Annotated in this window: 29 protein-coding genes, 1 pseudogene and 1 riboswitch; of the genes and pseudogenes, 24 read left to right on the top strand and 6 right to left on the bottom strand. The window is 36.9% G+C overall.

Annotated elements, in window-relative coordinates; translation table 11 throughout:
• Nucleotides 1–28 precede the first annotated feature (28 nt).
• Both ACY3XC_RS11195 and ACY3XC_RS11190 read left to right on the top strand, forming a co-directional pair.
• Complete coding sequence (locus ACY3XC_RS11195; protein WP_464868615.1) at nucleotides 29–1,024, top strand: aliphatic sulfonate ABC transporter substrate-binding protein; 996 nt, start codon at nucleotides 29–31, stop codon at nucleotides 1,022–1,024.
• Between the two features lie 89 nt (nucleotides 1,025–1,113).
• Nucleotides 1,114–1,539: an OsmC family protein gene (locus tag ACY3XC_RS11190; protein WP_179158781.1), complete on the top strand. Its 426-nt coding sequence runs from the start codon at nucleotides 1,114–1,116 to the stop codon at nucleotides 1,537–1,539.
• A gap of 15 nt (nucleotides 1,540–1,554) precedes the next feature.
• Here ACY3XC_RS11190 and ACY3XC_RS11185 read toward each other — a convergent pair whose 3' ends face one another.
• Together ACY3XC_RS11185 and queF are read right to left on the bottom strand one after the other, a co-directional pair.
• The gene (locus ACY3XC_RS11185; RefSeq protein ID WP_464868614.1) at nucleotides 1,555–2,085 is read right to left on the bottom strand and encodes a J domain-containing protein; all 531 of its coding nucleotides are present in this window, start codon (nucleotides 2,083–2,085) and stop codon (nucleotides 1,555–1,557) included.
• A 109-nt stretch (nucleotides 2,086–2,194) separates the two neighbouring features.
• A complete protein-coding gene (gene queF / locus ACY3XC_RS11180) occupies nucleotides 2,195–2,695 on the bottom strand; it encodes a preQ(1) synthase (protein WP_464868613.1) in 501 nt (166 codons plus the stop codon).
• A 127-nt stretch (nucleotides 2,696–2,822) separates the two neighbouring features.
• Nucleotides 2,823–2,869, bottom strand: a riboswitch (PreQ1 riboswitch).
• A 215-nt stretch (nucleotides 2,870–3,084) separates the two neighbouring features.
• Here queF and queC point away from each other — a divergent pair.
• From queC to ACY3XC_RS11160, 4 genes are all read left to right on the top strand, one after another.
• Nucleotides 3,085–3,756 (top strand): 7-cyano-7-deazaguanine synthase QueC, encoded by a 672-nt coding sequence (gene queC / locus ACY3XC_RS11175; protein WP_464868612.1) that lies wholly within the window; start codon nucleotides 3,085–3,087, stop codon nucleotides 3,754–3,756.
• Nucleotides 3,743–4,222: a 6-carboxytetrahydropterin synthase QueD gene (queD, locus tag ACY3XC_RS11170; protein ID WP_464868611.1), complete on the top strand. Its 480-nt coding sequence runs from the start codon at nucleotides 3,743–3,745 to the stop codon at nucleotides 4,220–4,222. Before queC ends, queD begins: the two co-directional genes overlap by 14 nt.
• Nucleotides 4,219–4,947: a 7-carboxy-7-deazaguanine synthase QueE gene (gene queE, locus ACY3XC_RS11165; protein ID WP_464868610.1), complete on the top strand. Its 729-nt coding sequence runs from the start codon at nucleotides 4,219–4,221 to the stop codon at nucleotides 4,945–4,947. The genes queD and queE overlap by 4 nt, the downstream gene beginning before the upstream one ends.
• A 215-nt stretch (nucleotides 4,948–5,162) precedes the next feature.
• A complete protein-coding gene (locus ACY3XC_RS11160) occupies nucleotides 5,163–5,360 on the top strand; it encodes a Fur-regulated basic protein FbpA (RefSeq protein ID WP_179158545.1) in 198 nt (65 codons plus the stop codon).
• A 63-nt stretch (nucleotides 5,361–5,423) separates the two neighbouring features.
• Here the strand turns inward: ACY3XC_RS11160 and ACY3XC_RS11155 are convergent, their stop codons facing one another.
• Complete coding sequence (locus ACY3XC_RS11155) at nucleotides 5,424–6,434, bottom strand: DUF3231 family protein (RefSeq protein WP_464868609.1); 1,011 nt, start codon at nucleotides 6,432–6,434, stop codon at nucleotides 5,424–5,426.
• Between the two features lie 194 nt (nucleotides 6,435–6,628).
• On the opposite strand from ACY3XC_RS11155, the gene ACY3XC_RS11150 reads away from it, so the two are divergent.
• The 5 genes and pseudogenes from ACY3XC_RS11150 (at nucleotide 6,629) to ACY3XC_RS11130 (ending at nucleotide 12,582) form a co-directional block, all read left to right on the top strand.
• Nucleotides 6,629–8,740, top strand: coding sequence for a transglycosylase domain-containing protein (locus tag ACY3XC_RS11150; protein WP_464868861.1), 2,112 nt, complete (start codon nucleotides 6,629–6,631; stop codon nucleotides 8,738–8,740).
• A gap of 146 nt (nucleotides 8,741–8,886) precedes the next feature.
• Nucleotides 8,887–10,452 (top strand): annotated as a pseudogene (locus ACY3XC_RS11145) (catalase); the annotation flags it as partial.
• A 129-nt stretch (nucleotides 10,453–10,581) separates the two neighbouring features.
• Nucleotides 10,582–10,950, top strand: a complete 369-nt coding sequence (locus ACY3XC_RS11140) for a VOC family protein (protein WP_464868860.1) — start codon at nucleotides 10,582–10,584, stop codon at nucleotides 10,948–10,950.
• 27 nt (nucleotides 10,951–10,977) lie between these two features.
• A complete protein-coding gene (locus ACY3XC_RS11135) occupies nucleotides 10,978–12,006 on the top strand; it encodes a tetratricopeptide repeat protein (protein WP_464868608.1) in 1,029 nt (342 codons plus the stop codon).
• 90 nt (nucleotides 12,007–12,096) lie between these two features.
• Nucleotides 12,097–12,582, top strand: a complete 486-nt coding sequence (locus ACY3XC_RS11130) for an SRPBCC domain-containing protein (RefSeq protein ID WP_464868607.1) — start codon at nucleotides 12,097–12,099, stop codon at nucleotides 12,580–12,582.
• A gap of 43 nt (nucleotides 12,583–12,625) precedes the next feature.
• Here ACY3XC_RS11130 and ACY3XC_RS11125 read toward each other — a convergent pair whose 3' ends face one another.
• Nucleotides 12,626–13,012, bottom strand: coding sequence for a tellurite resistance TerB family protein (locus tag ACY3XC_RS11125; RefSeq protein WP_464868606.1), 387 nt, complete (start codon nucleotides 13,010–13,012; stop codon nucleotides 12,626–12,628).
• 189 nt (nucleotides 13,013–13,201) lie between these two features.
• Between ACY3XC_RS11125 and ACY3XC_RS11120 the strand changes: the two genes are divergently transcribed.
• The 9 genes from ACY3XC_RS11120 (at nucleotide 13,202) to ACY3XC_RS11080 (ending at nucleotide 18,881) form a co-directional block, all read left to right on the top strand.
• Nucleotides 13,202–13,369: a hypothetical protein gene (locus ACY3XC_RS11120; RefSeq protein ID WP_464868880.1), complete on the top strand. Its 168-nt coding sequence runs from the start codon at nucleotides 13,202–13,204 to the stop codon at nucleotides 13,367–13,369.
• Nucleotides 13,336–13,557 carry a GNAT family N-acetyltransferase gene (locus ACY3XC_RS11115; protein ID WP_464868605.1) on the top strand — a complete coding sequence of 74 codons (222 nt, stop codon included), beginning with the start codon at nucleotides 13,336–13,338 and terminating at the stop codon, nucleotides 13,555–13,557. The genes ACY3XC_RS11120 and ACY3XC_RS11115 overlap by 34 nt, the downstream gene beginning before the upstream one ends.
• Complete coding sequence (locus ACY3XC_RS11110; RefSeq protein ID WP_464868604.1) at nucleotides 13,547–13,960, top strand: VOC family protein; 414 nt, start codon at nucleotides 13,547–13,549, stop codon at nucleotides 13,958–13,960. Before ACY3XC_RS11115 ends, ACY3XC_RS11110 begins: the two co-directional genes overlap by 11 nt.
• Before the next feature lie 89 nt (nucleotides 13,961–14,049).
• Entirely contained in the window at nucleotides 14,050–14,709 is a 660-nt protein-coding gene (locus ACY3XC_RS11105) for an AraC family transcriptional regulator (RefSeq protein WP_464868603.1), read from the top strand.
• A gap of 183 nt (nucleotides 14,710–14,892) precedes the next feature.
• A complete protein-coding gene (locus ACY3XC_RS11100) occupies nucleotides 14,893–15,435 on the top strand; it encodes a CBO0543 family protein (RefSeq protein ID WP_464868602.1) in 543 nt (180 codons plus the stop codon).
• Nucleotides 15,436–15,502: 67 nt separating this feature from the next.
• Nucleotides 15,503–16,540 (top strand): DUF3231 family protein, encoded by a 1,038-nt coding sequence (locus ACY3XC_RS11095; RefSeq protein WP_464868601.1) that lies wholly within the window; start codon nucleotides 15,503–15,505, stop codon nucleotides 16,538–16,540.
• 47 nt (nucleotides 16,541–16,587) lie between these two features.
• On the top strand, nucleotides 16,588–17,625 hold the full coding sequence (locus tag ACY3XC_RS11090; RefSeq protein ID WP_464868600.1) for a DUF3231 family protein: 1,038 nt from the start codon (nucleotides 16,588–16,590) through the stop codon (nucleotides 17,623–17,625).
• A 162-nt stretch (nucleotides 17,626–17,787) separates the two neighbouring features.
• Nucleotides 17,788–18,615 (top strand): GNAT family N-acetyltransferase, encoded by an 828-nt coding sequence (locus tag ACY3XC_RS11085; protein WP_464868599.1) that lies wholly within the window; start codon nucleotides 17,788–17,790, stop codon nucleotides 18,613–18,615.
• Between the two features lie 134 nt (nucleotides 18,616–18,749).
• Nucleotides 18,750–18,881, top strand: a complete 132-nt coding sequence (locus ACY3XC_RS11080) for a hypothetical protein (protein WP_256989066.1) — start codon at nucleotides 18,750–18,752, stop codon at nucleotides 18,879–18,881.
• Nucleotides 18,882–19,056: 175 nt separating this feature from the next.
• Here ACY3XC_RS11080 and ACY3XC_RS11075 read toward each other — a convergent pair whose 3' ends face one another.
• Entirely contained in the window at nucleotides 19,057–19,494 is a 438-nt protein-coding gene (locus ACY3XC_RS11075) for a DUF2383 domain-containing protein (protein WP_464868598.1), read from the bottom strand.
• Nucleotides 19,495–19,644: 150 nt separating this feature from the next.
• The gene (locus ACY3XC_RS11070) at nucleotides 19,645–20,256 is read right to left on the bottom strand and encodes a cell wall hydrolase (protein ID WP_464868597.1); all 612 of its coding nucleotides are present in this window, start codon (nucleotides 20,254–20,256) and stop codon (nucleotides 19,645–19,647) included.
• A 373-nt stretch (nucleotides 20,257–20,629) separates the two neighbouring features.
• Between ACY3XC_RS11070 and ACY3XC_RS11065 the strand changes: the two genes are divergently transcribed.
• The 4 genes from ACY3XC_RS11065 to ACY3XC_RS11050 all read left to right on the top strand — a co-directional run bounded on the left by ACY3XC_RS11065 (nucleotide 20,630) and on the right by ACY3XC_RS11050 (nucleotide 24,672).
• Nucleotides 20,630–21,631, top strand: a complete 1,002-nt coding sequence (locus ACY3XC_RS11065) for an LLM class flavin-dependent oxidoreductase (RefSeq protein WP_464868596.1) — start codon at nucleotides 20,630–20,632, stop codon at nucleotides 21,629–21,631.
• 169 nt (nucleotides 21,632–21,800) lie between these two features.
• Nucleotides 21,801–22,304 carry a hypothetical protein gene (locus ACY3XC_RS11060; RefSeq protein WP_464868595.1) on the top strand — a complete coding sequence of 168 codons (504 nt, stop codon included), beginning with the start codon at nucleotides 21,801–21,803 and terminating at the stop codon, nucleotides 22,302–22,304.
• A 106-nt stretch (nucleotides 22,305–22,410) separates the two neighbouring features.
• Nucleotides 22,411–23,076 (top strand): LbetaH domain-containing protein, encoded by a 666-nt coding sequence (locus tag ACY3XC_RS11055; RefSeq protein ID WP_464868594.1) that lies wholly within the window; start codon nucleotides 22,411–22,413, stop codon nucleotides 23,074–23,076.
• A gap of 822 nt (nucleotides 23,077–23,898) precedes the next feature.
• A complete protein-coding gene (locus ACY3XC_RS11050) occupies nucleotides 23,899–24,672 on the top strand; it encodes an SRPBCC domain-containing protein (protein WP_464868593.1) in 774 nt (257 codons plus the stop codon).
• The last annotated feature ends 6 nt before the right edge of the window (nucleotides 24,673–24,678 follow it).

Raw genomic sequence — 24,678 nt, 5'->3', positions numbered from 1 at the left:
AAAATATAAAATAGCCAGGAGAGAAAAAATGATGAAAAAATCTATACTTTATTTATTTTTCACTGCATTGTTCATTGGATTGCTTAGTGGTTGTGCTCAATCTTCCAACGAAAGTGAAGGCGGAGAGGTGAAAAACGTTAAGATTGGATATTTTCCAAACTTAACACATATTGCAACAATTGTTGCACTTGAAAAAGGTTATTTTGAAGAAGCTTTCGGTAAGGATGTAACGATTGAAACAAAAACAGTTTCAAACGGCGGACTATTTATGGAAGCAATGGCAACAAAGGCTATTGACGTTGGAACTGTTGGACCTGGTCCATTACTTAACTTTTATGTGAAAAATAAGGAATACCACCTTATCTCCGGTGCTGTGAATGGTGGAGCCGTTCTAGTTGCGGCTGAAGGCAGCGGTGTTGAGAAATTAGCTGATTTAGATGGTAAGAAAGTGGCGATTCCAGTTATCGGAAGCACACAGGATGTCATGCTCCGAAAAGCGCTAAAAGAAGCAGACTTAACAGCAAAAACAAGTGGAGGTACTGTAGATTTATTCGCTGCAGCTCCAGCTGATACAGTTTCTCTTTTCATCCAAAAACAAGTGGATGCGGCAGCGACTCAGGAGCCATGGGGATATGTACTGGAAAACCAAGCAAATGGAAAATTACTTCTTGACTGGGATGAGTTCGCTTGGGGTAAAGAATCAACCAATACTGTAGTTGCAGCTAGAGCAGACTTTTTGAAAAACAAGGACTTAACTAAGAAGTATTTGGAAGCTCACAAAAAATCGGTAAAATTCATCCAGGACAATCCAGATGAAAGTAAAGAAATTGTCATCAAGCACTTAAAGGACCTTACTGGTAAAGAGTTAAACAAAGAGGAAGTGGATGCAGCATTCTCGCGTTTAGCGGTGACAACAGATGTCAATGAACAAGTGATTCAGGAAATGGCAGATATCAGTAAAGAAGCTGGATATATTCCAAGCAGTGATATTAAAGGGCTTATCGATTTGTCATTACTTAAATAATAGAAAAGGTTTTGGACTCAATTATGAGTTCAAAACCTTTTTTTAAGGTAAAATAAGGATGAATTTACATAGAGGAAGGGACGATGGAAATGAAATCAACTATTTACTGGACAGGGGATATGGCTTTTACCGGTACAACACCTTCAGGGCATGATTTAAGGATGGACGCAGCACCAGAAGTTGGCGGACAAAATAGCGGTCCTAGACCAACAGAACTGCTCCTATACTCGCTTGCAGGCTGTACAGGAATCGATATCGTGATGATTTTGAAAAAAATGCGATTAGAACTGACTGGATTTACAATGGAGGTAGAAGGAACGCGGGCAGACACTGAACCGAAAAAATTTACTGATTTTCATATTCATTACTTAGTAGAGGGGGATTTGCCGGAAGAAAAGGTAGTCCGCGCGATTCAATTATCGAAAGATAAATATTGCTCCGTATCTCACTCATTAAGTGCAAACATAGTAGCAAGCTATTCAATTAACGGAACAAAAGGGAATCAAGTTTTATAAAAAGATAAAAAGGATTCAGCGCGCAGCTGGATCCTTTACCTTTTCATAGTGGTCATAAAAAACTTTAAATAGTCGTTCGTCGCCGCCTCTATCAGGATGGAGGGCCTTTAATATTTTCTTGTATTCCTTCCTGATTGCGTCCATATCTGCCCCAGGTTCTAAACCCAATAAGGAGGTAAGGGTCAAAGGTGGAGAGTCGGAAAGAGCATACTCAGCTTTTAGCATCCTTTTTAAAGACCTATTTTTTGCTTGTTCAATCCGAATCGTGGATTTTAACTGTTCAATTTCTTCTTTGAATTTTTGATTCTCGTGGAATGTTTTTTCCCACTGATGAAAATCTATCCCATATTTCTTTGTTTTGTCCTCAATCTTCTTTTCCAAAATAAAAGATGCTAAATCAACAGGATTTATCGAGTATTCTAGATTAAGGTGCTTGGTTCTTCTAGCCTTGATTTTTCCATCAAGAATCCAGCGGATGACAACTTGTTCACTATTTGTAATTCCCTCAAGCCTAAGCTGTTCTGTAACTTCTTTAACATTTAACATATAATCAACTCATTCTTCAATCATCTAGTGTCTGCTAAATTCAATGTATCATATGGAAAACGTTATAGGTTTACAAGACTATTTAATTTGTATTAAAAATAGTTTTCAATTATCGATTATCTACTTTTTCTGGATACAGGTCATGGTTCATCAAACGGAAAGTCGCCATTTCCTCAAACTTGGTACCTGGTTTCCCGTAGTTACACCATGGATCAATGGAAATTCCACCGCGTGGAGTGAATTTCCCCCAAACTTCAATATATCTAGGATCTAGAAGCTTGATTAAATCGTTCATGATAATATTGACGCAATCCTCATGGAAATCACCGTGATTTCTGAAGCTGAATAAATAGAGTTTCAAAGATTTACTCTCAACGATTTTTTGATTCGGGATGTAAGAAATATACATCGTAGCAAAATCAGGCTGATGCGTAAGCGGACAAAGACTAGTAAATTCAGGACAGTTAAATTTTACGAAATAATCACGCTCTGGATGAAGATTATCGACTGCCTCCAAAACCTCTGGTGCATATTCAAACGAGTATTTTGTATTTTGATTACCTAATAGTGTTAAATCCTTTAATCCTTCTTCATGGCTACGTCCAGACATAAAAAAACCCCCATTAAAATGTATCCCAACACTTTTTAAGAAGGAGAGTCCCAGCCAGCATTCTATACAAAACCACAAGGATAAAAAACAAAAAGCCACGTCCGGTATGGACATGGCATAGAGTCATGTATCCATAGTTTTTTATAGAGGGTATCAGCTATGAACCTCTCCCGTGTAAGTACGGGTATTATCTTCTCCATATGATAAAGGACATCAGCAAAAACGTCAAATAAAAAATTATGGTTCCTTTTTTCATTTTTTTTATGGTATTATACTAACAGCATAAACGAATAGAGGTTCTAGCACCCCTCGTTAAAAAAACTAAGATGAAGCTGTACTTCTATCTTGGGGTACGGCTTTTTTCTATTTTGGAAGGAGTTTCCTTAAATATGTTAAAAGATGAAAAAGCCATTGTCGTATTTAGCGGCGGGCAGGACAGTACTACCTGTTTATTTTGGGCAATACAACAATTTAAAGAGGTGGAAGCAGTCACATTTGATTATAATCAGAGGCATAGTTTAGAAATAGAATGTGCAAAAAATATTGCCAATGAACTAGGTGTAAGACACCATATATTAGATATGTCTTTATTGAACCAGCTTGCACCCAATGCGTTAACACGCTCTGATATTGAAGTCAAAGACGGAGAAGATGGTGAACTACCTTCAACGTTTGTTCCAGGAAGAAACCTTTTGTTCCTTACCTTTGCCGGAGTGTTAGCTCGTCAGATTGGTGCCAAGCATTTAGTGACGGGTGTTTGTGAAACAGATTTCAGCGGCTATCCAGATTGCCGTGATATCTTTATCAAATCACTTAATGTTACCTTGAATCTATCCATGGATGATAACTTTGTTATTCACACTCCATTAATGTGGCTGAATAAAGCGGAAACGTGGGAATTAGCGGATAAATTAAATGCGTTTGAATATGTACGTGAAAAAACCTTAACCTGCTACAATGGCGTTATTTCTGACGGCTGTGGAGAATGTCCAGCCTGTGTGTTAAGAAAACGCGGACTCGATGACTTTCTAAGTGGGAGGACTAAAAATGTACGGCTTTAGAATCGTCGATAAACTTCAGAAAATGGATGAAGACATTCAGCGTAAGGAATTAAAGTATCATACAAAGCGTGTTTTGGTAAGTAAAGAATTCACCTTTGATGCAGCACACCATTTACATTGTTATGAAGGAAAATGTAAGAATCTCCATGGACATACGTACAAAGTTATCTTTGGAATAAGCGGTTTTGTGGATGACAGAGGATTGATGATGGATTTTGGTGATATCAAGGAAATTTGGAAAAAAGAAATAGAAATTCACCTTGATCATCGATACCTAAATGAAACACTGCCGCCGATGAATACAACCGCTGAAAATATCGTGGTTTGGATATATGAAAAAATGCAAGAAGTATTAGCTAAAGAAGAGAACAAGGAGCAATTCCACGGTGCAAGAGTAGAATTTGTCCGCCTTTTTGAAACGCCTGCCAGCTATGCAGAGGCAAGAAGGGAGTGGATGGAAGAATGAGAAAACTTCCAATTCTTGAGATTTTTGGCCCCACAATTCAAGGCGAGGGGATGGTCATTGGTCAGGTAACGATGTTCGTTCGAACCGCGGGCTGCGATTATTCCTGCAGCTGGTGTGATTCAGCCTTTACTTGGGACGGGAGCGCCAAAGACGATATAAGGCAAATGACTGCGGAAGAAATTTGGGATGAATTACATTCCCTTGGTGGAGACAAGTTCTCCTTTGTAACCATCTCAGGGGGAAACCCCGCACTATTGAAACACCTAGATTCACTGATTGATTTATTAAAAGAAAAGCAGATTAATATTGGAATTGAAACACAGGGAAGCAAATGGCAGGATTGGTTTTTAAAAATCGATGAACTTACCATTTCTCCTAAACCGCCAAGTTCAACGATGGAAACAAATTTTGAAATATTAGATTCGATTTTTATTAATCTTGACGAAAATCAGTTTGACAATAATGTAAGTTTAAAGGTTGTTATTTTTGATGAAGCTGATCTGGAATATGCGAGAATGGTTCATAAGAGGTACGAAGGCATTCCTTTTTATCTGCAAGCAGGGAATGATGATATCATGAATGGTAATAATCAAGAATTGATCCCAAAGCTGCTGGATAAATATGAGTGGCTGGTTAATCGGGTAGTCGAAGACAGTCAATTAAACAATGTCAAAGTACTCCCACAACTTCATGCCCTGCTTTGGGGTAATAAACGCGGTGTTTAAATAGTATGGCCCACCTATTCACTTAGGTGGGTTTTTTCTGTTCAGGTGTTAAGCTAATCCATTAAAATAAATACATCTTTGTATCGTTTATTAAATAAAGATGAAATTTGAATTAAGAGTGGGTAAATCTTCCAATATTCGACAGACGCAGAATAATCAACGGTTTAAAATCGGATGTGGAGTCAGGGATGTAAATATTTTGGAGGTGCCTGTATATGAAAAATATACTTAGAAACGCTGTACAGCAAAGAAGGCAATTTCTTATAGATAAACTGCTTAAAATTGGTGTGTTCAAAAAAGAAGATCGACACCTGTATGAATGGACTTTAAGTGACCTTGAAAGGGAATATGAATATACGGAAACAAATCCAGTTAAGGGTAAGATGGAACAAGAAAACCAACAGCTGCAATAATGAGCTGTATACTTAGACACAGGAAAAAAGCCGGCTGTTTAGTCCGGCTTTTTCACTAATAATTTATGTATTTGTTGATCCTAATTCTCCGCGATCCGTCGCCATAGGAGGCTGCTCCAGCCATTTATGATGAATCATGATATTTGAGCCATCCTCTGAATACAATTGAACTTCTAAAGATAATCTGTTATACATGACCCCCAAATCGATTCGAGGACTTTGAGCTACACCAGTCCCGTAATAACCGATACTTAAAGCGATTAACCCTGTGGTAAAGAACATCATCAGTTTATCGGAAAATGTGTAGGCAGTACTTGATGTTATTTCCGCAGAAAGAGATGCCGGAACAGGGAGATTACATTCCTCTAATTTTGCTCCAAATACTTTTACATGTTTCTTGCCAATATCGATTCCTCTAAGAAAAAACTGGGTAACTTCCTTGTCTTTTGCAACCTGACTAAATCCAATCAGTGTAGCCACACCTAAGATGTTACGCTGGGTGTTCGCATATAGATTGCCTACTTCAGCAACAATTAATGGTCTTTTTTCACCAATAACATCAAAAATAAAAGCTTGTTTTTTTACAAATTCAACCTTCTCATTAGGTATAGAAGGTGACCTTACGTAAAGACCTTTTGCTAATAATAAATCCTTTGATATTTTGTATAATTGCATGGTTTCAGACAAGCATTCCATATAATAATCGGTAATGTCTGCTCTTGTTGATGAGGCGACACTAGCTGAATAATTGGTTAGCCCAATCTTCGACATTTGATGGATAAAATGAAGGACATAGCTGTCTGAAAATAATTTTGGAGCAGATAAATCAACGTCTTCTTCTACTTTAAAACCATAAGGAACGGCATAATCCTCTTTATCAAAAAAGGCTGTTAATTTTTCAATATGTGTCTCTGATAATCGTAAAGTAAATTCAATAACAGATGATATTTCTTGATCCTCAGCCTTTTCTAAAAAATAACTTAGGACACACATACTTCCACTGTCATTCATATATTGCGTCCAGAGCTGAGCTAATTCGGCAGATGTAATCCTCATATTCTTACCATTTTTCATACATTACCTCCAAAAATGAATCCCTAATACCATCATTTCCATAGTTAATGATTATATGTATTTATCGTGTGTTTTTTGAATATATAAGCGTTTTGAACTATAAAATGTAAGGCTATTTTCTCATTAACTTTATTGGATTTCGTTTTAAAATGAAGCAATATGTATAATGATATTTGGAGTTAGCAGAGTTGAAGGTGGTATCAGACGTGGGACGAATGGAACGAAGACAGCAAAGAAAAGCGTCAAAATGGGATTGGAGACAGATACTTGCAAAAGGAATGGTAAAGAAATTATTTGTGGCAGGAATTGTTGCTGGATTATGCGGTCTTCTCCTTGTAAATATCTTTATTTGGACTAGTGATGTAAGTAAATTAGATAAGCCAGCGCCTCAGCCAACGATTATCTATGATCAAAATGGGGAAATTGCCAGTAAGATTTCAAATTCAAGTATTGAAGGTGTAGGATTCAAACAAATTCCAAAAGAAGTCATACAGGCTGTAATTGCAACGGAGGACCAGCTTTTTTATAAGCATAATGGTATCAATTACTTTGCGATTATGAAGGCTTTCTTTAAAAATATGTTAAGCGGTGACATTGTTGCAGGAGGGAGTACCGTTACGCAGCAGCTTGCAAAAAATGCATTCCTCACACATGAACGGACATATACACGTAAGGTCAAAGAGTTGATCATTACAAAAAAGATTGAACGTACCTACTCAAAAGATGAAATCATGGAAAGATATTTGAATCAGATTTATTTTGGGGAAGGTGCATGGGGAATTCAGCGTGCTGCCAAGACTTACTTTGGAAAAGAAGCTAGTGATTTAACTTTAAGTGAGTCTGCGATGCTTGCTGGGTTAATTAAGGCTCCTTCGATTCTTTCACCATTTAAGAATATGGAAAAGTCAGTCGAGCGGCGAAATCTTGTATTATCCTTAATGGAAAACGAAGGATACATTAGTCAAAATGATGTTGAAAAAGCAAAGCAGCAGCCAGTAGTGTTAAATCAGGAAAAAGTGGAAGACGAGTATGATGGCAAATATCCTTACTATGTGGACCATATTATTCAGGAAGCCATGGCAAAATATAAGCTTACTAAAAATGAAATTTTATCAGGCGGATTTCATATTTTTACAGAATTAAATCCTACGATTCAAAAGGCAACAGAAGAAGTATATCAGAATGACAACTTTTTTCCGGCGAGTCAAAACGATCAATTGCTCCAAAGCGGGGCTATTTTCATTGATCCTAAAAGTGGAGGAATTCAAGCACTTGTCGGCGGGCGTGGACAACATACGTTTTTAGGATTTAACCGGTCGACCCAATTAGTGCGACAGCCGGGTTCAACCATGAAGCCGCTGGCTGTTTATACTCCTGCATTAGAAAAAGGTTATGAGGTTTTTGATTTATTACAAGACAGACCAATAGATTTTGGAGGTTACCAGCCAAAGAATTTTGATAAGCAATATCGAGGCGAGGTAACGATGTATGATGCAGTTGTTCATTCGTACAATGTTCCCCCTGTTTGGTTGTTAAATAAAATCGGTTTACAGCAAGGTACGAACGCAGTGAAGGAATTCGGTATTCCTTTACATGAAAAAGATCATGCACTGGGGATTGCGCTTGGAGGTATGCACGAAGGGACCTCTCCGCTGGCAATGGCACAAGCCTATTCCACTTTTGCCAATAATGGAACGATGGTAGAGGCACATTCGATCCAAAAAATAGAGGATATAGATGGAAAGGTTATTGCAAAATGGAAGAGCAAATCAACTGAAGTGACCAAACCAGAAGTGGCACAAAAAATCACCTATATGCTAAAGGGTGTTGTTAAGGAAGGAACTGGGAAGAGGGCATTTATGGATGGCATTGATGTTGCGGGTAAAACAGGTTCGACACAGCTGCCATTTACGAATGACGGTGGAACAAAGGATCATTGGTTTGTCGGATATACCCCTGACATTGTCGGGGCAGTGTGGTTAGGCTACGATCAAACTGATGAAAATCATTACCTATCCTCATCAAGCAGTGGAACCACTCCAGTTATTTTTAAAGAGATCCTGGCGAAATCAAAATCAGAGCTTTCTGATGAAAAATTTGCCCTATCAGCGCTTGAGAAAAAATATAAAAATGAAATGAAAAAGATGAAAGAAAAAGAGGAAAAAGCTAGGAAAGAACAAGAAAGGAAAGATAAAGAGAGAAATAAAGGCAAGGGGAAAGGCAAGGAAAAAAATAAGGAGAAAAAGGATAAGGATAAAGAAAGAGATGAAGAAGAGGAAGACGAAGATGAGGATGAGGATGAATAAATTCCTCTGAGTGAATGAAGGACTAGTCTAAAGAATAGACCAGTCCTCTTTTGTATCTGAATTACATATAAAAAATCAAACTGGAAATAAATAAATAGTATTATTTTTAGCAATGGAGGGATAAAATGGAAGAACTAAATGGTCGGGGTACTGGCGAAGGCGCAGATTCATTAACAAATCGGCAAGGTCATCCTGTAACAGATAACCAAAATATCAGGACGGTTGGCAATCGTGGTCCATCAACACTTGAGAATTATGATTTTATTGAAAAAATATCTCATTTTGACCGAGAAAGAGTGCCAGAGCGGGTGGTACATGCACGAGGTGCTGGGGCACATGGATATTTTGAAGCCTATGGAAAAGCAGGGGATGAGCCCGTTTCAAAATATACAAGAGCAAGGCTGTTCCAGGAAGCTGGAAAACGCACACCGGTCTTTGTTCGTTTTTCTACAGTAGCTGGAGCGATGGAATCACCCGAAACAGAACGTGACCCAAGGGGATTTGCGGTGAAGTTTTATACGGAGGATGGAAACTGGGATCTTGTCGGGAATAATCTAAAAATATTCTTTATTCGCGACGCGATGAAGTTTCCAGATATGATTCATGCTTTTAAGCCTGACCCGGTTTCAAATTTAAGTAACCCTGAACGAATGTTTGATTTTCTCTCTCGTACGCCAGAAGCCACCCATATGGTGACATTTCTATTCTCCCCATGGGGAATTCCAGCGAATTATCGCCAAATGCAGGGATCAGGTGTAAATACATATAAATGGGTGAACAAGGTCGGGGAAGCTGTTTTAATCAAGTACCACTGGGAACCAATGAAACAAGGGATTAAGAATCTTACCCAAAAGGAAGCATCGCAAATACAAGCTAAAAGTGTTAGCCATGCTACTCAGGATTTGTACGAAGCCATTGAGAATGGTGATTATCCAGAGTGGGAGCTTTGCGTACAAATCATGAGTGATGATTACCACCCAGAATTGGACTTTGATCCATTAGATGATACTAAATTGTGGCCAACAGATAAGTTTCCCTTCTTAAAAGTAGGAAAAATGGTTCTAAACAAAAATCCCGAAAATTATTTTAATGAAGTGGAGCAATCAGCGTTTGGTACAGGTGTATTGGTTGATGGCTTGGATTTTTCTGATGATAAAATGCTGCAAGGCAGAACTTTTTCCTATTCCGATACACAGCGATACCGCGTAGGCACAAACTATTTACAACTTCCCATTAATGCTCCTAAGAAGCGGGTAGCGACTAATCAGCGCGGCGGTCAAATGTCTTATCATGTGGATTCAGATCAAAATCCACACGTAAACTATGAGCCTTCTGTTATCGGAGGCTTGAAGGAAGCTGAACAAATAGGGAAAGTTCATGAACCGCACTATAATGACAAATTGGTTCGTGAACCAATCGACCGTACCAATGATTATGGTCAAGCAGGCGATACGTACAGGAACCTTGAGGACTGGGAGAGAGAGGAGCTCATAAGCAATCTTGTTGAAGCACTCAAAGTATGCAGACCAGAAATCCAAAATAAAATGATTGAGTATTTTACCAATGCCGACGAGGATTATGGAAGACGGGTAAGAGACGGCGTAGATAAAGCAATGGAAATGAGGAAGGAAACAACTCATACCAGCACAGCTGATGCAGATGAGGCAACCGGCCAGGCACAACAAATGGGACATGAAGCAGATCCATATTAATGATATTTGACCGGACTTGATATAAGTTCGGTCATTCTAATATAAAAAGGTTGTAGGTAAATGGTAGAAGGAATTTATCAAGTTGTGGCGAAAATTGTATATAATAAACTTTTTTTGAAAGGAAGTTTCATTATGTATCGTTTTAAAGCCATTGATCATATTCAATTAGCATCTCCAAAAGGCTGTGAAGATAGTGCAAGGAAGTTTTTTATAGATATTTTAGGTTTTGAGGAAATGGAAAAACCAGAAGTACTAAAAAAACGTGGCGGTGTTTGGTTTCAAAATGGAAAAACGCAGATTCATATTGGTGTAGAGGAACCTTTTGCGCCAGCTAAAAAAGCACATCCTGCTTTTGAAGTAGAAAATATTGAAGCTTTGAAAAAACATTTATTGGTTAACGGAATAGAAGTGATTGAAGATGATAACCTTCCGGGGGCAAATCGTTTTTATACAGCGGACCCTTTTGGTAACCGTATTGAGATTCTTGAGTGGATCTAATCTTTCATTGAGGGGGGAGGGACGAAAATGAGTTTAGGAGATAAAACCATTGAAGAATTAGAAGAGATTGAAGAAGAATTGAATGAGCAGGAAGAGGAGCATGGCTTTTCTAATTATTCTATGAAAATTGATTTGTATAAGGAAATGTACCGAAAACTCTCCCAGCTTGTCCGGCAGCACAATGAGGATGTTCAAAGTTCGCTTGATTATGTAAAAAGGAAATTGATTTACTGTCTCATTCATTATGGTACCTATTTAAAAACGGAATACCAAAAGGATGACTATTTGGCAAGAAGCTGCCTGGAGGAAGCCTTAAAATATGATAAAGGAAATCCCTTGGCAGCTTATCGACTAGGTTTCTTGTCCTATAAGTTTAATGATTATATTAAAGCCATACAGTACTTTCAACAGGCATTAGACCATGATCAATACCATAAACAGCATCTCTATCAACTTAATGAACAGCAGCAGTTAAATGCCCATTTGTATTTAACCAATTGCGCATTGCAAATTGCGAAGGAAACGTATGAAAAAATGAGACATTTACCGTTTGCAAAAATACAAGATATTCCGAAGCAGGAGTTATCACCACTTTTTAGCAGACTATTGGAAAATGAGAAATATTTGCTGCGGAATGCGTTTTATAAGATTAGTAGAGATGTGACAGACACTTGCTCAAAAGCGGAATGTGAAAAGTTAATTTCATCTCCCCCTCCTGAAACATTACTATTATATTTTAGTGATCGTACGATTATTGCACTCTTTAATGGCGAGGAAGTTTCTCTTACACAGGATCAAGGATACATGCTCAGTTATTTCCTAATTAAAAGTTTAGAAGAGCATCCTGCAACAAGGCATGACTTCTCTGTTGTCGATACGATTCGGCCAAACACCTATATACAATCTGTGAATAGGTTGAGAAACCGAATGAGTAATCGAGGATTTCCTTCGTTTATACAACGGACAAGATTTCAAGAGGAAGCCGCTTATTATTATGATGAATCGTATCCATTTTATATTATGTATCGGGTGGACGATGAAATTGAATATCGTTAAATATGCGATAACAGGGCTGTCCCTCCGAATATTTATTTGTGACATGAATATTAGTTAAAATAGATATATTTTCTTGAAGAGTTTGGAAAGATGGAGGGGATACTCCTGAAAATTGAGTACCAGCATATTTTTGGTTTGCCGAGGAAAATTGTCTGGAAATACATCAAGGATGAAAAGGTACTTCGGAATGCAATCCCTAGCTGTCAATCTTTTGTTCAAAGCTCACCGGGATTATACAAAGTTGAAATGGAGATTACCATTGGGCCGCTCAAGGATGTTTTTACCATCGAGGTTAAACTGGAGAAAGAAAAGTCACCTTCTTATTATCATATAAATCTGAAAGGAAAAGGTAATTTAGGAGAGGTCAGCGGCAAAGCGGATTTATTCTTGAGTGATCACCAAGGAAGTACACAGCTCAACATCCAGGCGGAAGTTAATGTCACGGGCACTCTTTCTGGGGCAGCAGAACGTATCCTAAATGGCGGAGCAAACAAGGGGATAGAGAAATTCTTTCAGAGCTTAGAAAAAGAAATGAAGAAGAAACTCTATCTTTTAAGAAAAGGACGAAAAGTTTAATACGAAAGAGCAACGTCAGTATCGTTGCTCTTAGTCATTAACATTATGCTTCATGCTCTGGATAATTAGCTAATTCTTTTATTCCAACGATCCAGTCCTTGAGAGTGGCATACTTATTGGCGTCGAAACCAAAGTGTTCTTTAATTAAACGAATAGAATTTTGTTCATTTTCATGAACGATTCCATCTGAATAAACAATGCGGAGGATTTCAATTAGTACAATATGTTTGGAGCGTTCCTCTTTAAAAACCTTAAGAATATCATCTATCGCTAAGCCTTTGATTTTATAATCCTCGAGATCCATTTCCTTTTGATACTTAACGATAACTGGATTTTCAAATACCGAAAATTTCCCATCTATGGTTGCCATTAAATAGGCTAACTCTAGAAACGCTTCTTTCTCCTCTTGTTGAAGCTTTGTCAAAAACATTATGTGTAGCTCCTTTATCAATAATAAATGTAATTATGTTATTAGTCATCTTACCAAGTTTAAATACCATTTGTCTAATGTTTAATTGGTTGAAAAAGGAAAAATCCAGTTTTAAAGCGAATAATATAGAGTGTGTAAATAAGGAGGAAGGAAGGGAAGGAAGAGGATATCCAAGCAAGTTTTTCAAAAATGCTCCAGTCTTCTAGTGATTCAATCTACTTAACAGTTAAGGAAAAACAGAGTCATAAATTTGTTGGATTGGTTTCACTCGACCCTCACCATGATAAGGAAAAAATTGAATTATCATATCAGTTCATGCCTGAATGGTGGGGTACGGATATGCATATGAAGTTCTAAAGGAGTTACTAGATTATGCAATTTTTCAACTTAACCTCACAAAAGTAGTAGCGGAAACACAGAGTGCAAACGTAGATTCTTGTAAACTATTAAAGAAATTAGATATGGAAGTGTGCGAAACAGTTAGTCGGTTTGGAGCAGAGCAAGTGATTTATTCTATTGAAAGGAGAAAATGGAATGGAAGATAAATTACTTAGGATTGGAACAACCTATTTACCAGTACGCAATGTAGACATTTCATCAGAATGGTATGTAAACAAATTAGGAGCCATTTTAAACTATAAAGATGAAGACAAAGCCATACTGAGTTTTGCTAATCAAAGTGTATTTCTAGTAAAGGCCAAGGTAAATCAGAGCGCTAACTTTATTAATACATACGGTGAGGAATGTTTTTCAATTACATTTGAAGTGGATGGACTAAACTCCCTTGAAGCAATTCATAGTGAGTTCAAGGAAAAAGAGATTAGAGTTGGTGTAATTGAGGACCGGGGACATATCGGAAGAAACTTTGTTTTCTATGATCTCGATGGTAATAAATTTGATGTGTGGAGTGAACTTAGCCCAATATATAAAGAGAAGTTTCTTTCATAATGGGAGATAAAAGAAAATGATAAAATTATGTTTCTATGGACGTTTCCAAGTAATGATTAAGAGTAATAAAAAGGGCAGGAATGTTGACGATGATGAATGAATCAACATTACATATTTTAAATGGGCAAGCAATGCACGATTTTTTTAAAAGGACGAATTTCCTCCAGGGTGAAATGATGATTCCTTTTAACGAAGCAATGTGTTTTGGGGACACATCTGATGAGCTTTTTACACGTGAATTTGTCGAAAAACGTGCAAAGGTTCATCACGTTAGTCCAGAACAATATTACGAAATTACTTTAAATCCATTAAAACCGCTCTTTAGCAAAGGTTTTACCCACATAGAACTATGGTTTGACGAGGATATGTTCTGTCAAATCAATATCCTCACGATTCTTGCTTGGCTCGACAAAAACGGTCTCAGTAAACCCATAGACCTTCATATTGTTGAAGATAAATTTAAACCTATTGAAAATTACACACTATTCGCAACGGGTTATTATGATGTTTTTATACAAGTAATGATGCATAAAACGCTCCCTGAATGGATCTATCCAGCCCCGATAAAGAAGGGAGTTGAGTTATATTTAACTTATCTTCATGAGGATAGTAACCTAATGTTGTATATTAAAAAACACCAAAATATGTCGGAAAAGGAACTTGTGTATGCCCTCTTAGAAAATTTTAAAGGGTATGGATTGGGTGATGTACAATACCTAGAAATTATTAGAGAGCAACGTTCTAAATGAAATATAAAAATGGTTGTGAAAGTTTTAAAAACAAAGTATTTTACAAAAATAGTGAATCAAAGCGTCTTCTGTAATCAATCAGGGACGTTTTTCTTTGTCCTAAAGTTGCCTTAATGTTGACTGTCAAATTCATAGAATATCCAATTTATTTCCAGTTAATAATATATTAGCCGAAATAATTTGATGGTTATAAAAAACGGAGTTGATGAGGTGCATTTATTGTTGAATAGCCTTTTTCTAATTGCTGGTATTAGATGGGGGGACTGGAAAAACTGGAGTAAATATCATTCCACTATTTTATTCTTTTGGTTTGGTGATTTGCTTTATAATGTTCTATGTAAAAATTATTTGATGTGGGAGTACAAGGAGACGATATTTGGTCAAAATCTCCTGCCTAAACATTTAGCTGTTTCATTATTAATTATGTTTGTTGCTTACCCAGCCACTGTAATAATTTATCTAGGAAATATCCCAAAGGATCCAAATAGAGTAGTTTTGTGGATACTCTGCTGGGCAACATTATACTCGTTGGTAGAATACATAAATTTAAGTTACCTAAACTTAGTTTCTCATCACAACGGCTGGGCAATGGGATGGTCCGTATTATTCAATTTGATCATTTTTTCTATGCTACTTTTACATTATAAACACCCAATTGCAGCTCTACTCATTTCAATTCCAATCATTTTATTCTTTGTCATTTATTTTAAAATTCCCATTTATTAAAATGCATTCTGAATATATTTTATAGGTATGTAAAAACTAAGGAAAATTAAGTTTAAGGGGATTTAACATGGATTTAATGAAACCGATCCACATAAGTTCAGATAAATTAAGCCCTGATCAGCCATTTACTGCCATCGAATTGGGAAAGCTTTGGGCTACATATATAGGAAATAGTATGTCTAACCGGATTTTAAGCTATTTTCTTAAATATGTAGAAGATGAACATGTCAAAATATTACTGGAAAATGGATACAACCTAACAGTTGATTTTATGAAGACTATTGAAAAGTTTTTCACTAATGATAAGGTCGCAATACCGATAGGATTTACGGAGGAGGACGTTAACCTCGGGGCTCCTAGGTTATTTGAAGACCAATTTTATGTTCATTATTTGAAATATGCTGCCAAGGCTGGACTCAGTTTATATGCGATTGCCATTCCGTTGACGTTAAGAGAAGATATACGTGAATTTTTCATCCATTGTAACACTACGACCACAATTCTTTTAGGGCAGATTAACAATGTATTACTGGAAAAAGGATATATCATAAAGGCTCCTACAATTCCAGGGCCTACAAAAGTAGATTTTATCCAAAGAGAAAACTATTTGAATGGCTTTTTCGGCGATGTTCGAGAATTACATGCGTTAGAAATTACACATTTGTACGATAATATCGAAAATAATATTACGAGCAAAGCACTGTTGATTGGTTTCAGTCAGGTTGCAAAAAAGGATAAGATAAGAAATTACTTTGTAAGAGGGAAAGAAATTACAGATAAGGAAGTTCAGCGTTTTCAGGATAAAATGCATAAAGGCAATTTACCATTCCCTTCACAGATTGATCATTTAGTTACGGATTCTACTTTTTCACCTTTCTCTGATCGGATCATGGTATTCCATAAAGTAGATATGTTTTCAATCAAGATTCGTTCGTTTGCAAACGCTATGTCGGTCAATGGGAGACGAGATATCAGCCTAATGTATATGAAATCACTTGCAGAGGTTTCTTTATATGCAGAAGATGGGGCAAATATCATGATTGAACACGGTTGGATGGAACAACCACCAAAGGCAATTGATCGTGAGAATTTGTCTTCAAAATAGCTTTGATTTGAATACGGAAAATCTTATAAATGTAAAGGAAGAGTGATATGGATTCGACTCGAATTTCACTAACCGCTCCAGAGGTTTCCAGTTTATGGACACAATACATGTTTGACTCTATGTCTATTTGTTTTATTAAGTATGCGCTTGAGCACTTAGAAGACGAAGATATCATTGAAATCTATAAAGATTCACTTGTGCTTTCAGAAAGACATGTAGAAAAAGTTAAAGAGTTTTTTGTAGGTGAAGGGATTCCCATCCCACAAGGTTTTACAAACGAGGATGTAAACATTCATGCCCCCCGCCTATTTCAGGATCCATTTTATTTGTACTATATATACATAATGGTACTTCAAGGGCTGACAGGTTACGCTCTATCAGTCGGGACCTCCATTCGCGCAGATCTTCGTAAATACTATATTTCTTGTAATACTGAAACCATGATGCTTTTTGAGAAATCGATTGATACAATGCTTTCGAAAGGGCTATATTCAAGACCTGTTGTCCTTACTCCTGCTGAAAATATCGACTTTATTAAACACCAAAGCTTCTTAACGGGTTGGTTTGGGGAAAAGCGTCCCTTAACGGGGATGGAAATAGGGGATATTACCTTTAATATGAACAAAATGCATATGCATGTCGCATTAAAGGTGGGATTTTGCCAAGTGGCTGCTTCTAAAAAAGTTCGACAATATATAAATAGGGGTAGTGAGATATCCAATAAACATATCGCTGCATTTGGGAAAATCTTTCGTGAAGAAATGTTGAATTCACCAATGTCCTGGCAATCCCATGTTACAAGCTCCACAACATCGCCATTTTCAGATAAATGGATGATGTATCAGGTCCAGTTATCTACCCAAATTGCGATTGCATTTTATGGGACGGCTTTGAGCGTCACATCTAGAGCAGATATTGCTGAAAAATATATCGTAATGGCAAGCGAACTTGTTAGATATGCAGAAGATGGTGCGAATTTAATGATAGAAAATGGCTGGATGGAAGAGCCGCCAAAAGCAATTGACCGTAGAGCACTATCCAAAGGAAACAAGGAAGGCATTGAAAGTAAAAATCACGATAAATAAAAAGCTATTGAATACAGCAAAAAAGCTAGGCTAATGATAGTCTAGCTTAATTTAATCTATTTATAATATGCATCTGAATATTTTAAAAAAAAGGTGAATGAGGCTTGAAGGTAGAATGTTTGATTGTGGAAAGCCACAATTAATAAAAAGAGGTGTTCGAGGATGTTATCGAAAGAAAAATTAAATGAAATAAAAACGCTTCAGGAGATTTGCGAGAAAGAAGGCAGACTTCAATTAAAGCTTAATTTTGACATGCTGGAAAGCAGGGCTGTAAATCGCAAGGAAGACTTTTTTCATTATGCTGAAGGCAAACTTGTTGGCTTTCTTGGAAGCTATTATTTTGGTAATAAGGTTGAAATATGCGGGATGGTGCATCCGGATTACCGAAGAAGAGGGATATTTTCAAAGCTGTTAGAGGATGCACTTGAGGAAGCAAAAAAACGAGAAGCTAGAACCATTTTGTTAAATGCTCCAACCGAATCCCATTCTGCGAAGGAGTTTTTAAAGAACATCCCTTGCAGCTTGTCGATGGTAGAGTATCAAATGAAATGGCAAAAAACAGAGTTACCTGAAAATCCTTCAGTTACGATAAGACCGTCTTTTTCGGAAGAAGATTTGGAAGCGGAAATACAACTCGATGTCCAGTGCTTTGGGTTAAATGAAAAGGAAGCACGCCAGTATAAGCAGGAAACAAAAGACCTTGATACGGATCTAAGATTAATAATTGAAGCAGAAGGTAGAATTGCTGGAAAAATGCGCCTCTCCGAAATGAATGGTGAGTCTTGGATATATGGATTTTCCATTTTTCCAGAGCTCCAAGGGAAAGGGATCGGCAGAAAAGCACTATCGAAAGTGGTAAAAGTGGAGGACGAAAAAGGGTTGTCTATATTTCTAGAGGTAGAGGCTAAAAATGCGCATGCGTTAAAACTCTATGAATCATGCGGATTTAGAAGCTATCATTCCCAGGATTACTATAAGGTAAAATTATAAAAATGGCAGTTCCTAGTCCATCTGTAAATTTAGTCTATTCTATTAAAAAGATAATATTTCCAGTAAATAATAGCAGACATTTGAAAACGTTTACATTATAATAATAGTAAGAACTAGGAGAGGGGAAACAAACCATGGAACTTTTATTAACACAATGTGAACATAACCAGTCGGAAGAACCTTGTGAAGAGTGTGCCCCAAATAAAGAAAGTGATGATAATATGGATCTTTATGAATATGATTATAATAAAAGAATATGGTTTTAGGACATAAATGCTGAATATATGTTCTTAAAATTAAACGGAGCTGTCGTTAAGACGGCTTTTCTTTTTGGAAAAAAAGAAATATATGAGATAAAAAGCTGGGCGAAGTCCATCAATATTGCATTAGGAGTGGCATTTATTGTTAAAAAAGAGGTATTGTAAACCTCTTTTGTCATTTTTATTGTAGATAATGCCGTAACTTCTCAATCTGCTTTCGACTTGTATCAATGACTTCTTCCGCAATTTGCCTGCTTTTGGGGTCAAGGTCGCCACGAACAAGTTCCTCAGAATATTGAACTCCATATTGATCTAAGCCTTTCAAAGCATCCTCAATTATTTCAGTTGAATCATTTGGGAGCATGGCATTGTGCATAAAACTATGCATTGAGCCCGAGAACCCTTCACCGTCCGCAGGAATGCCGCCCAAATTTTGAATTCTCTCAGAGAGTTTTTGCGCATTCAGCTTTACGTCCTGCTGCATGAATTGAAAGACACGCTTTAATTCTTCATCCTCAACCTTTTGGATATAGTGTTCAAAAGAACGTATACCCATATAGGTACCTCTTAATAAAGTATTTAATTCCTCAATAATGACTTCATTTGACGACAAATCCACACTTCCTTTCATTCTATTTTGACACGATACTAAGTTATATTATTCGAGTTTTTGTAGTAACTCATACATAATTAATGGAAAAGTAATTTTACGGAACTCATTATGGGATTTATCTTCTAAAGGGAAAAGGACCAATGCTGGCCCTTTTGTTTATTTTTTAAAGACATGTTGTCCTATTACTTGCGTTGTTGCTCTAGAATCGAGCCATCGGCTGGTGGCAATAGCGGGATTGTAAAAAAATAATGCACCTGGTGCTAATTGACGTTGATCAGTAAGAGCTGCTTTTACAGCTTGAATGGATTCCTCATCGGCGGGCATATCGATTTGACCATTTTTTACAGGTTGAAATTGACCTGGGGCATAAATGACTTCTTTAAGGGTATCGGGAAATTGAGGACTTTCGACTCTGTTCAGTACTACACAAGCTACCGCAATTTTCCCCTCTAATGGTTCCGTTTGTGCCTCAGCTTTAACCAATCTTGCTAGTAAATCTATTTCAGAGTCTGAGAGACTGATGTTCAAAGATTTTTCTTGGATTGGTTTATTCTGCCTAGCAGTATCAGGAGTATTAATTTTTTGACCTATGTAAATTAGATTTAAGTTTGAAATTTGTGGATTAGCGTCTGCTAGTTCTTGTAAGGTTAAATGATGATCTCTTGCTATACTTGACATCGTGTCCCCAGTCTTTACGTCATAAGCAAAAGCAGGGGAAGCAAATAATAGTGATGCAGTCAGAGTAAGTAACGAAATAAGCTTTTTCATAATTCTAGTCCTCCAAGTTGGTTTAATGTATTTAAATCTATTACTATGAGTTTAAAAAATAGAATAGTATTACAGTTAAGTTACATGGATAAGACAATTTGAATTCTAGAGTTTAGTAGTAAATACCATATTGGTAGAGTCTTTGCTGGAATTTAATAGGTGGTTTGAGAGGTAATCGTTTATGGAGCCCAAACATTTGGGGGAGGGGGAAAGTGGTCCTCATGAAACGAACAAAACAATATGAATCATTTAATAACAAGTTACAAACGATAATTTAAGTAATCATATGACCAAAGCAAATAAGTTTGTTTCCTGTATTTCTATTGTTACTATAGAAATATACCCTTTAATAAAGAAAGGACTAATATAAATAATGGGAACTATTAATATACCTGTATCAGTCTTAAATCTAGCCCCGATCCGTGAGGGACAGAATTCAAAACAAGCGATTGAGGAAATGGTGCAACTTGCACAAGCAACGGAGGCAATGGGCTACCAGCGCTACTGGATAGCCGAGCACCACAATACTCCGACACTTGTCAGTTCAGCAACACCGATATTAATCAAACATACCTTGGAGCATACCAAAACAATCAAGGTAGGTTCTGGGGGAATTATGCTGCCCAACCATTCGCCTCTTGTTGTCGCGGAACAATTCGGCACAATGGCTACTATTTATCCAAATCGAGTAGAGCTTGGACTTGGACGCGCACCAGGAACAGATATGATGACAGCCAGTGCGCTAAGACGTTCAAAAAATGATTCAGTTTATACCTTTCCAGAGGATGTTCAGTCATTACTTACTTATTTTGGGCCTGAGGAGCACCAAGGATATGTAAAAGCCTATCCGGGAGTTGAAACCAATGTTCCAATTTATATTCTGGGTTCTTCTACAGATTCGGCATATTTAGCAGCAAGTTTAGGTCTGCCATATGTATTTGCTTCACATTTTGCACCAAAATTCATGGGCGAAGCCATTTCGATTTATAGAGAGAGGTTCCAGCCATCTGAGTATCTAGATAAACCATATATGATGGTATGTCTGAATGTCATTGCAGCAGAAAGCGATGAAGAAGCGAAATATCAACAAACTACCATGCAGCAGTTTTTCCTAAATGTGGTCCGTGGTTCACGTAATCCATTACAACCGCCGGTTGAAAGCATGGACGGTATTTGGAACCCGATGGAAGAAGAAATGGCGAAGTCCATGTCCAGCGTGACATTGTTAGGTAGTAAAGATTCAATTCGTCAGCAGCTTACAAGCTTCCAAAATCGCTATGCTGTGGATGAAATCATGGCAGTGTCTTACATTTATGACCCTGAAAAACAAAAACGTTCATATGAGATATTTAAAGAAGTTGTAGAAGGCAAGTAATTCTGTACTCTCCAGTATTCAATTTGAAAAAAATGACGTTGTACAAACGTCATTTTTTTGTGCTCATTTAGGATAGCAAAATAACAATGAGTGTGCTCTTGAAAGCCAAATTAGTCACGCCCGTATTCATTACTACATAGGATGCAATATTACTAGCGGGGTGATTTGGGTGAATAATTGGTTAAAGGCCGGTATTTTACTATATCTTTCACTACTGTTTTTCGGGAGTTTTATAGCTATTGGTGTAGTTTGGACAGGAGTTTTAGACGAGAAGCTTCCCTTTATTGATGATATCAAAATTTTCTTGTATTATTTCTTCGCTGGATCCATTGGCGGTTCATTACGGCATTTGTACATGTTCTGTTCCCACTATATGAAAGATGAATTGAATGACTATAGACTATGGATTATGTATATCTTTTATCCAATCTTCGCAACCGGAACAGCGATTGTGGCAGTCACCTTAATTCAAAGTGGAATCTTACTCATCGAATTTGTCGACTTCGAAGATACCCCGTACGCACAAATAAGCTTTGCCTTCTTTGTTGGATTTGGATTCAACCGGTTCGTAAACAAACTAAACGCCATATCCCAAGACATCTTCAAAACCAATCAGCAGCAAACAATAAATGCCGAAGAAAAAGATGAAACTAGCCAGAGTCCTAATAGGTGACAGGCACCATTTATACATTTTCACCATTTTATGCAGGTTTTTGTGTATGACTGCTATTTACAAACATACATTTTAAGTATTTAGAAAATAAAGGAGAGGGTAGCTTTTGTGGAATCAATCTGGATATTATTATGGACCATATAATCTTTATAGTTACTATATTGGCTATAATCCCCCGACTTCGGTGAATCCGCATCCAAAGTTTCCGAGTATTCATAATCATGTATTCCTGAGTCCCTTTACGTTTGTGGCAGGGGATGTTACGATTCAGAAAAATACTTATATTGGGCCGTTTGTAAGTATACGAGCAGATGAAGGGACGCCATTTTATATTGGAAGGAATAGTAACCTTCAGGATGGTGTCATTCTCCATGGCTTAAAAAATAAATACTTTGAAAAGAACAGCAAAATGTACTCCATATATATCGGGGACCGAGTTTCTTGTGCTCATGGTGCCTTGGTACATGGACCATGCCGGGTGGATGACGATGTTTTTATAGGCTTTAAAGCAATCGTATATAATGCAATTATTGGGGAAGGAAGCTTTATTTCGTCCGGTGCGGTGGTTACCAATGGTGTGGAACTTAAACCAAATAGCTTTGTACCACCCGGTGCAAACGTCGACACACAGGAAAAAGCAAATGCATTAGCCGCTGTGCCTAAAACAGAAGAGGAATTTGCTAATGAGGTTCAGCGGGTTAATTCAGAATTTCCTGCAGCCTATTCCTTGTATTTTGGGAAAAATAAATGTTCATGCGGTCTAGCTTGTTAGGGTACATGAAATCAATCCTGCAAATCTGTGCAGGAAAGTCGGATAAGTTCATTTTCACAGAAAAGTTAACATCTGCTTCAATCTATTTTCCTATTTGAAAATAGATTCTTTTTTTGTATGTTAAATTTTTGTACCACAAGATTGGCTTTTTTTGTCATTGATAGTTCACGGTATTGACATATTTTATCAAAAATTTTTATTGTATATTTCGACATTTAATGAGTAGTTTTTGATAATATCTTTTTTTATCTTCCTTTAATAATAAAGTTTACAGTAAATTTTGTAATATTCAGTATTAATTAGTCGGAATCTTTCAATTACTTATAAATATTTTGTTTGGTAAAATGAAAGAACATTCAACAATAATTAAACGAAACTATAAATCATGTAGAATTGGATAGAGTAAAAGTGTGAAAAATGTCTAGACTTATCTTTGTCAGGGCCACAATAGAGGTACTTTTAGGAGGTCTTTATATGTATTTTAAAGTAAAGTTCTGGAGAAGATTAACGAAAAAACAGAAGTTAAGATTACTAAGACAAAAAGCCCACGTGAATTTAATTAGTAAAGATTTTATTGCTTAAGAGAACACATCTAAAGCAAGTTTGTAATTAGAAATAGAAAAAATTATAGAATAAACAAACACCGTCAATGGTCGGTGTTTGTTTTTTTGTCTGATACAAGTAGAAGTATAAATATATGGATATTATGGAGTTCTTGACCGCTATTCTAAAACATGTTACTATAAGGTCACTTAAAAAACATGTGACCTTATAGTAACATGTTTTTTAAAATCACCTAACCTTGATGAAAGGGTTGTTGGAATGGATGAAGAACTTTCAACCGTATTTAAAGCATTAGGACATCCAATCAGAAGGCAAATACTCGATATTCTCAAGCAATCGCCAAGAACAACTGGTGAACTAGACGAATATTTTCCTGAAGTTACTAGGTATGCGATTATGAAGCACTTAAAGATATTAGAGGAAGGCAATTTGGTGTTAGTAAGGCGTGAAGGTAAGTATAAACGTAACTTTCTTAACGCGGTACCTCTCCAGGAAATGCACAACCGCTGGGTAGGTAAATATATGCAGCCAACAGCCAATTCTCTAATGAAGTTACGATCGGCAGTAGAACAAAAAGGAGGAAAAGAAAAAATGAGTGAATTTCGTATTGAGCAAGAGTTATTTGTAGACGCATCTCGGGAAGAAGTTTTTAAAGCATTAACTGAAAAGGTAGAGGATTGGTGGGAATTTCGTATAGCTCCCAAAGGTGTAGACTCTAACTTTACATTTGACCCAGTACCAGGTGGGCAATTTATTGAAAAATGGGGAGAAAAGGAAGGAGCCATCTGGGGGAATGTATACTATGTAAACGCTCCTGCAGAAATTCGCCTATTTGGTCACCTTGGAATGCAAGGAGCGGTAAATAGTGCTTATACCTATCGTCTACAAGAAAAAGAAGGTGGAACGGTGCTTCAGCTTTCTCATACGGCATCAGGAGTAATCCAAGAACAATGGGAACAAGAACATACTAAAGGGTGGAACTATCTACTTGGAACCTTACTTAAAAATTACGTAGAAAACAAAGTGGAGTAAATTGAG

The organism is Bacillus sp. CZDM1 (genome assembly GCF_055502545.1).
Note: the sequence above shows the minus strand (reverse complement) of the source record. Positions and strands in the feature narration are given on the sequence as shown.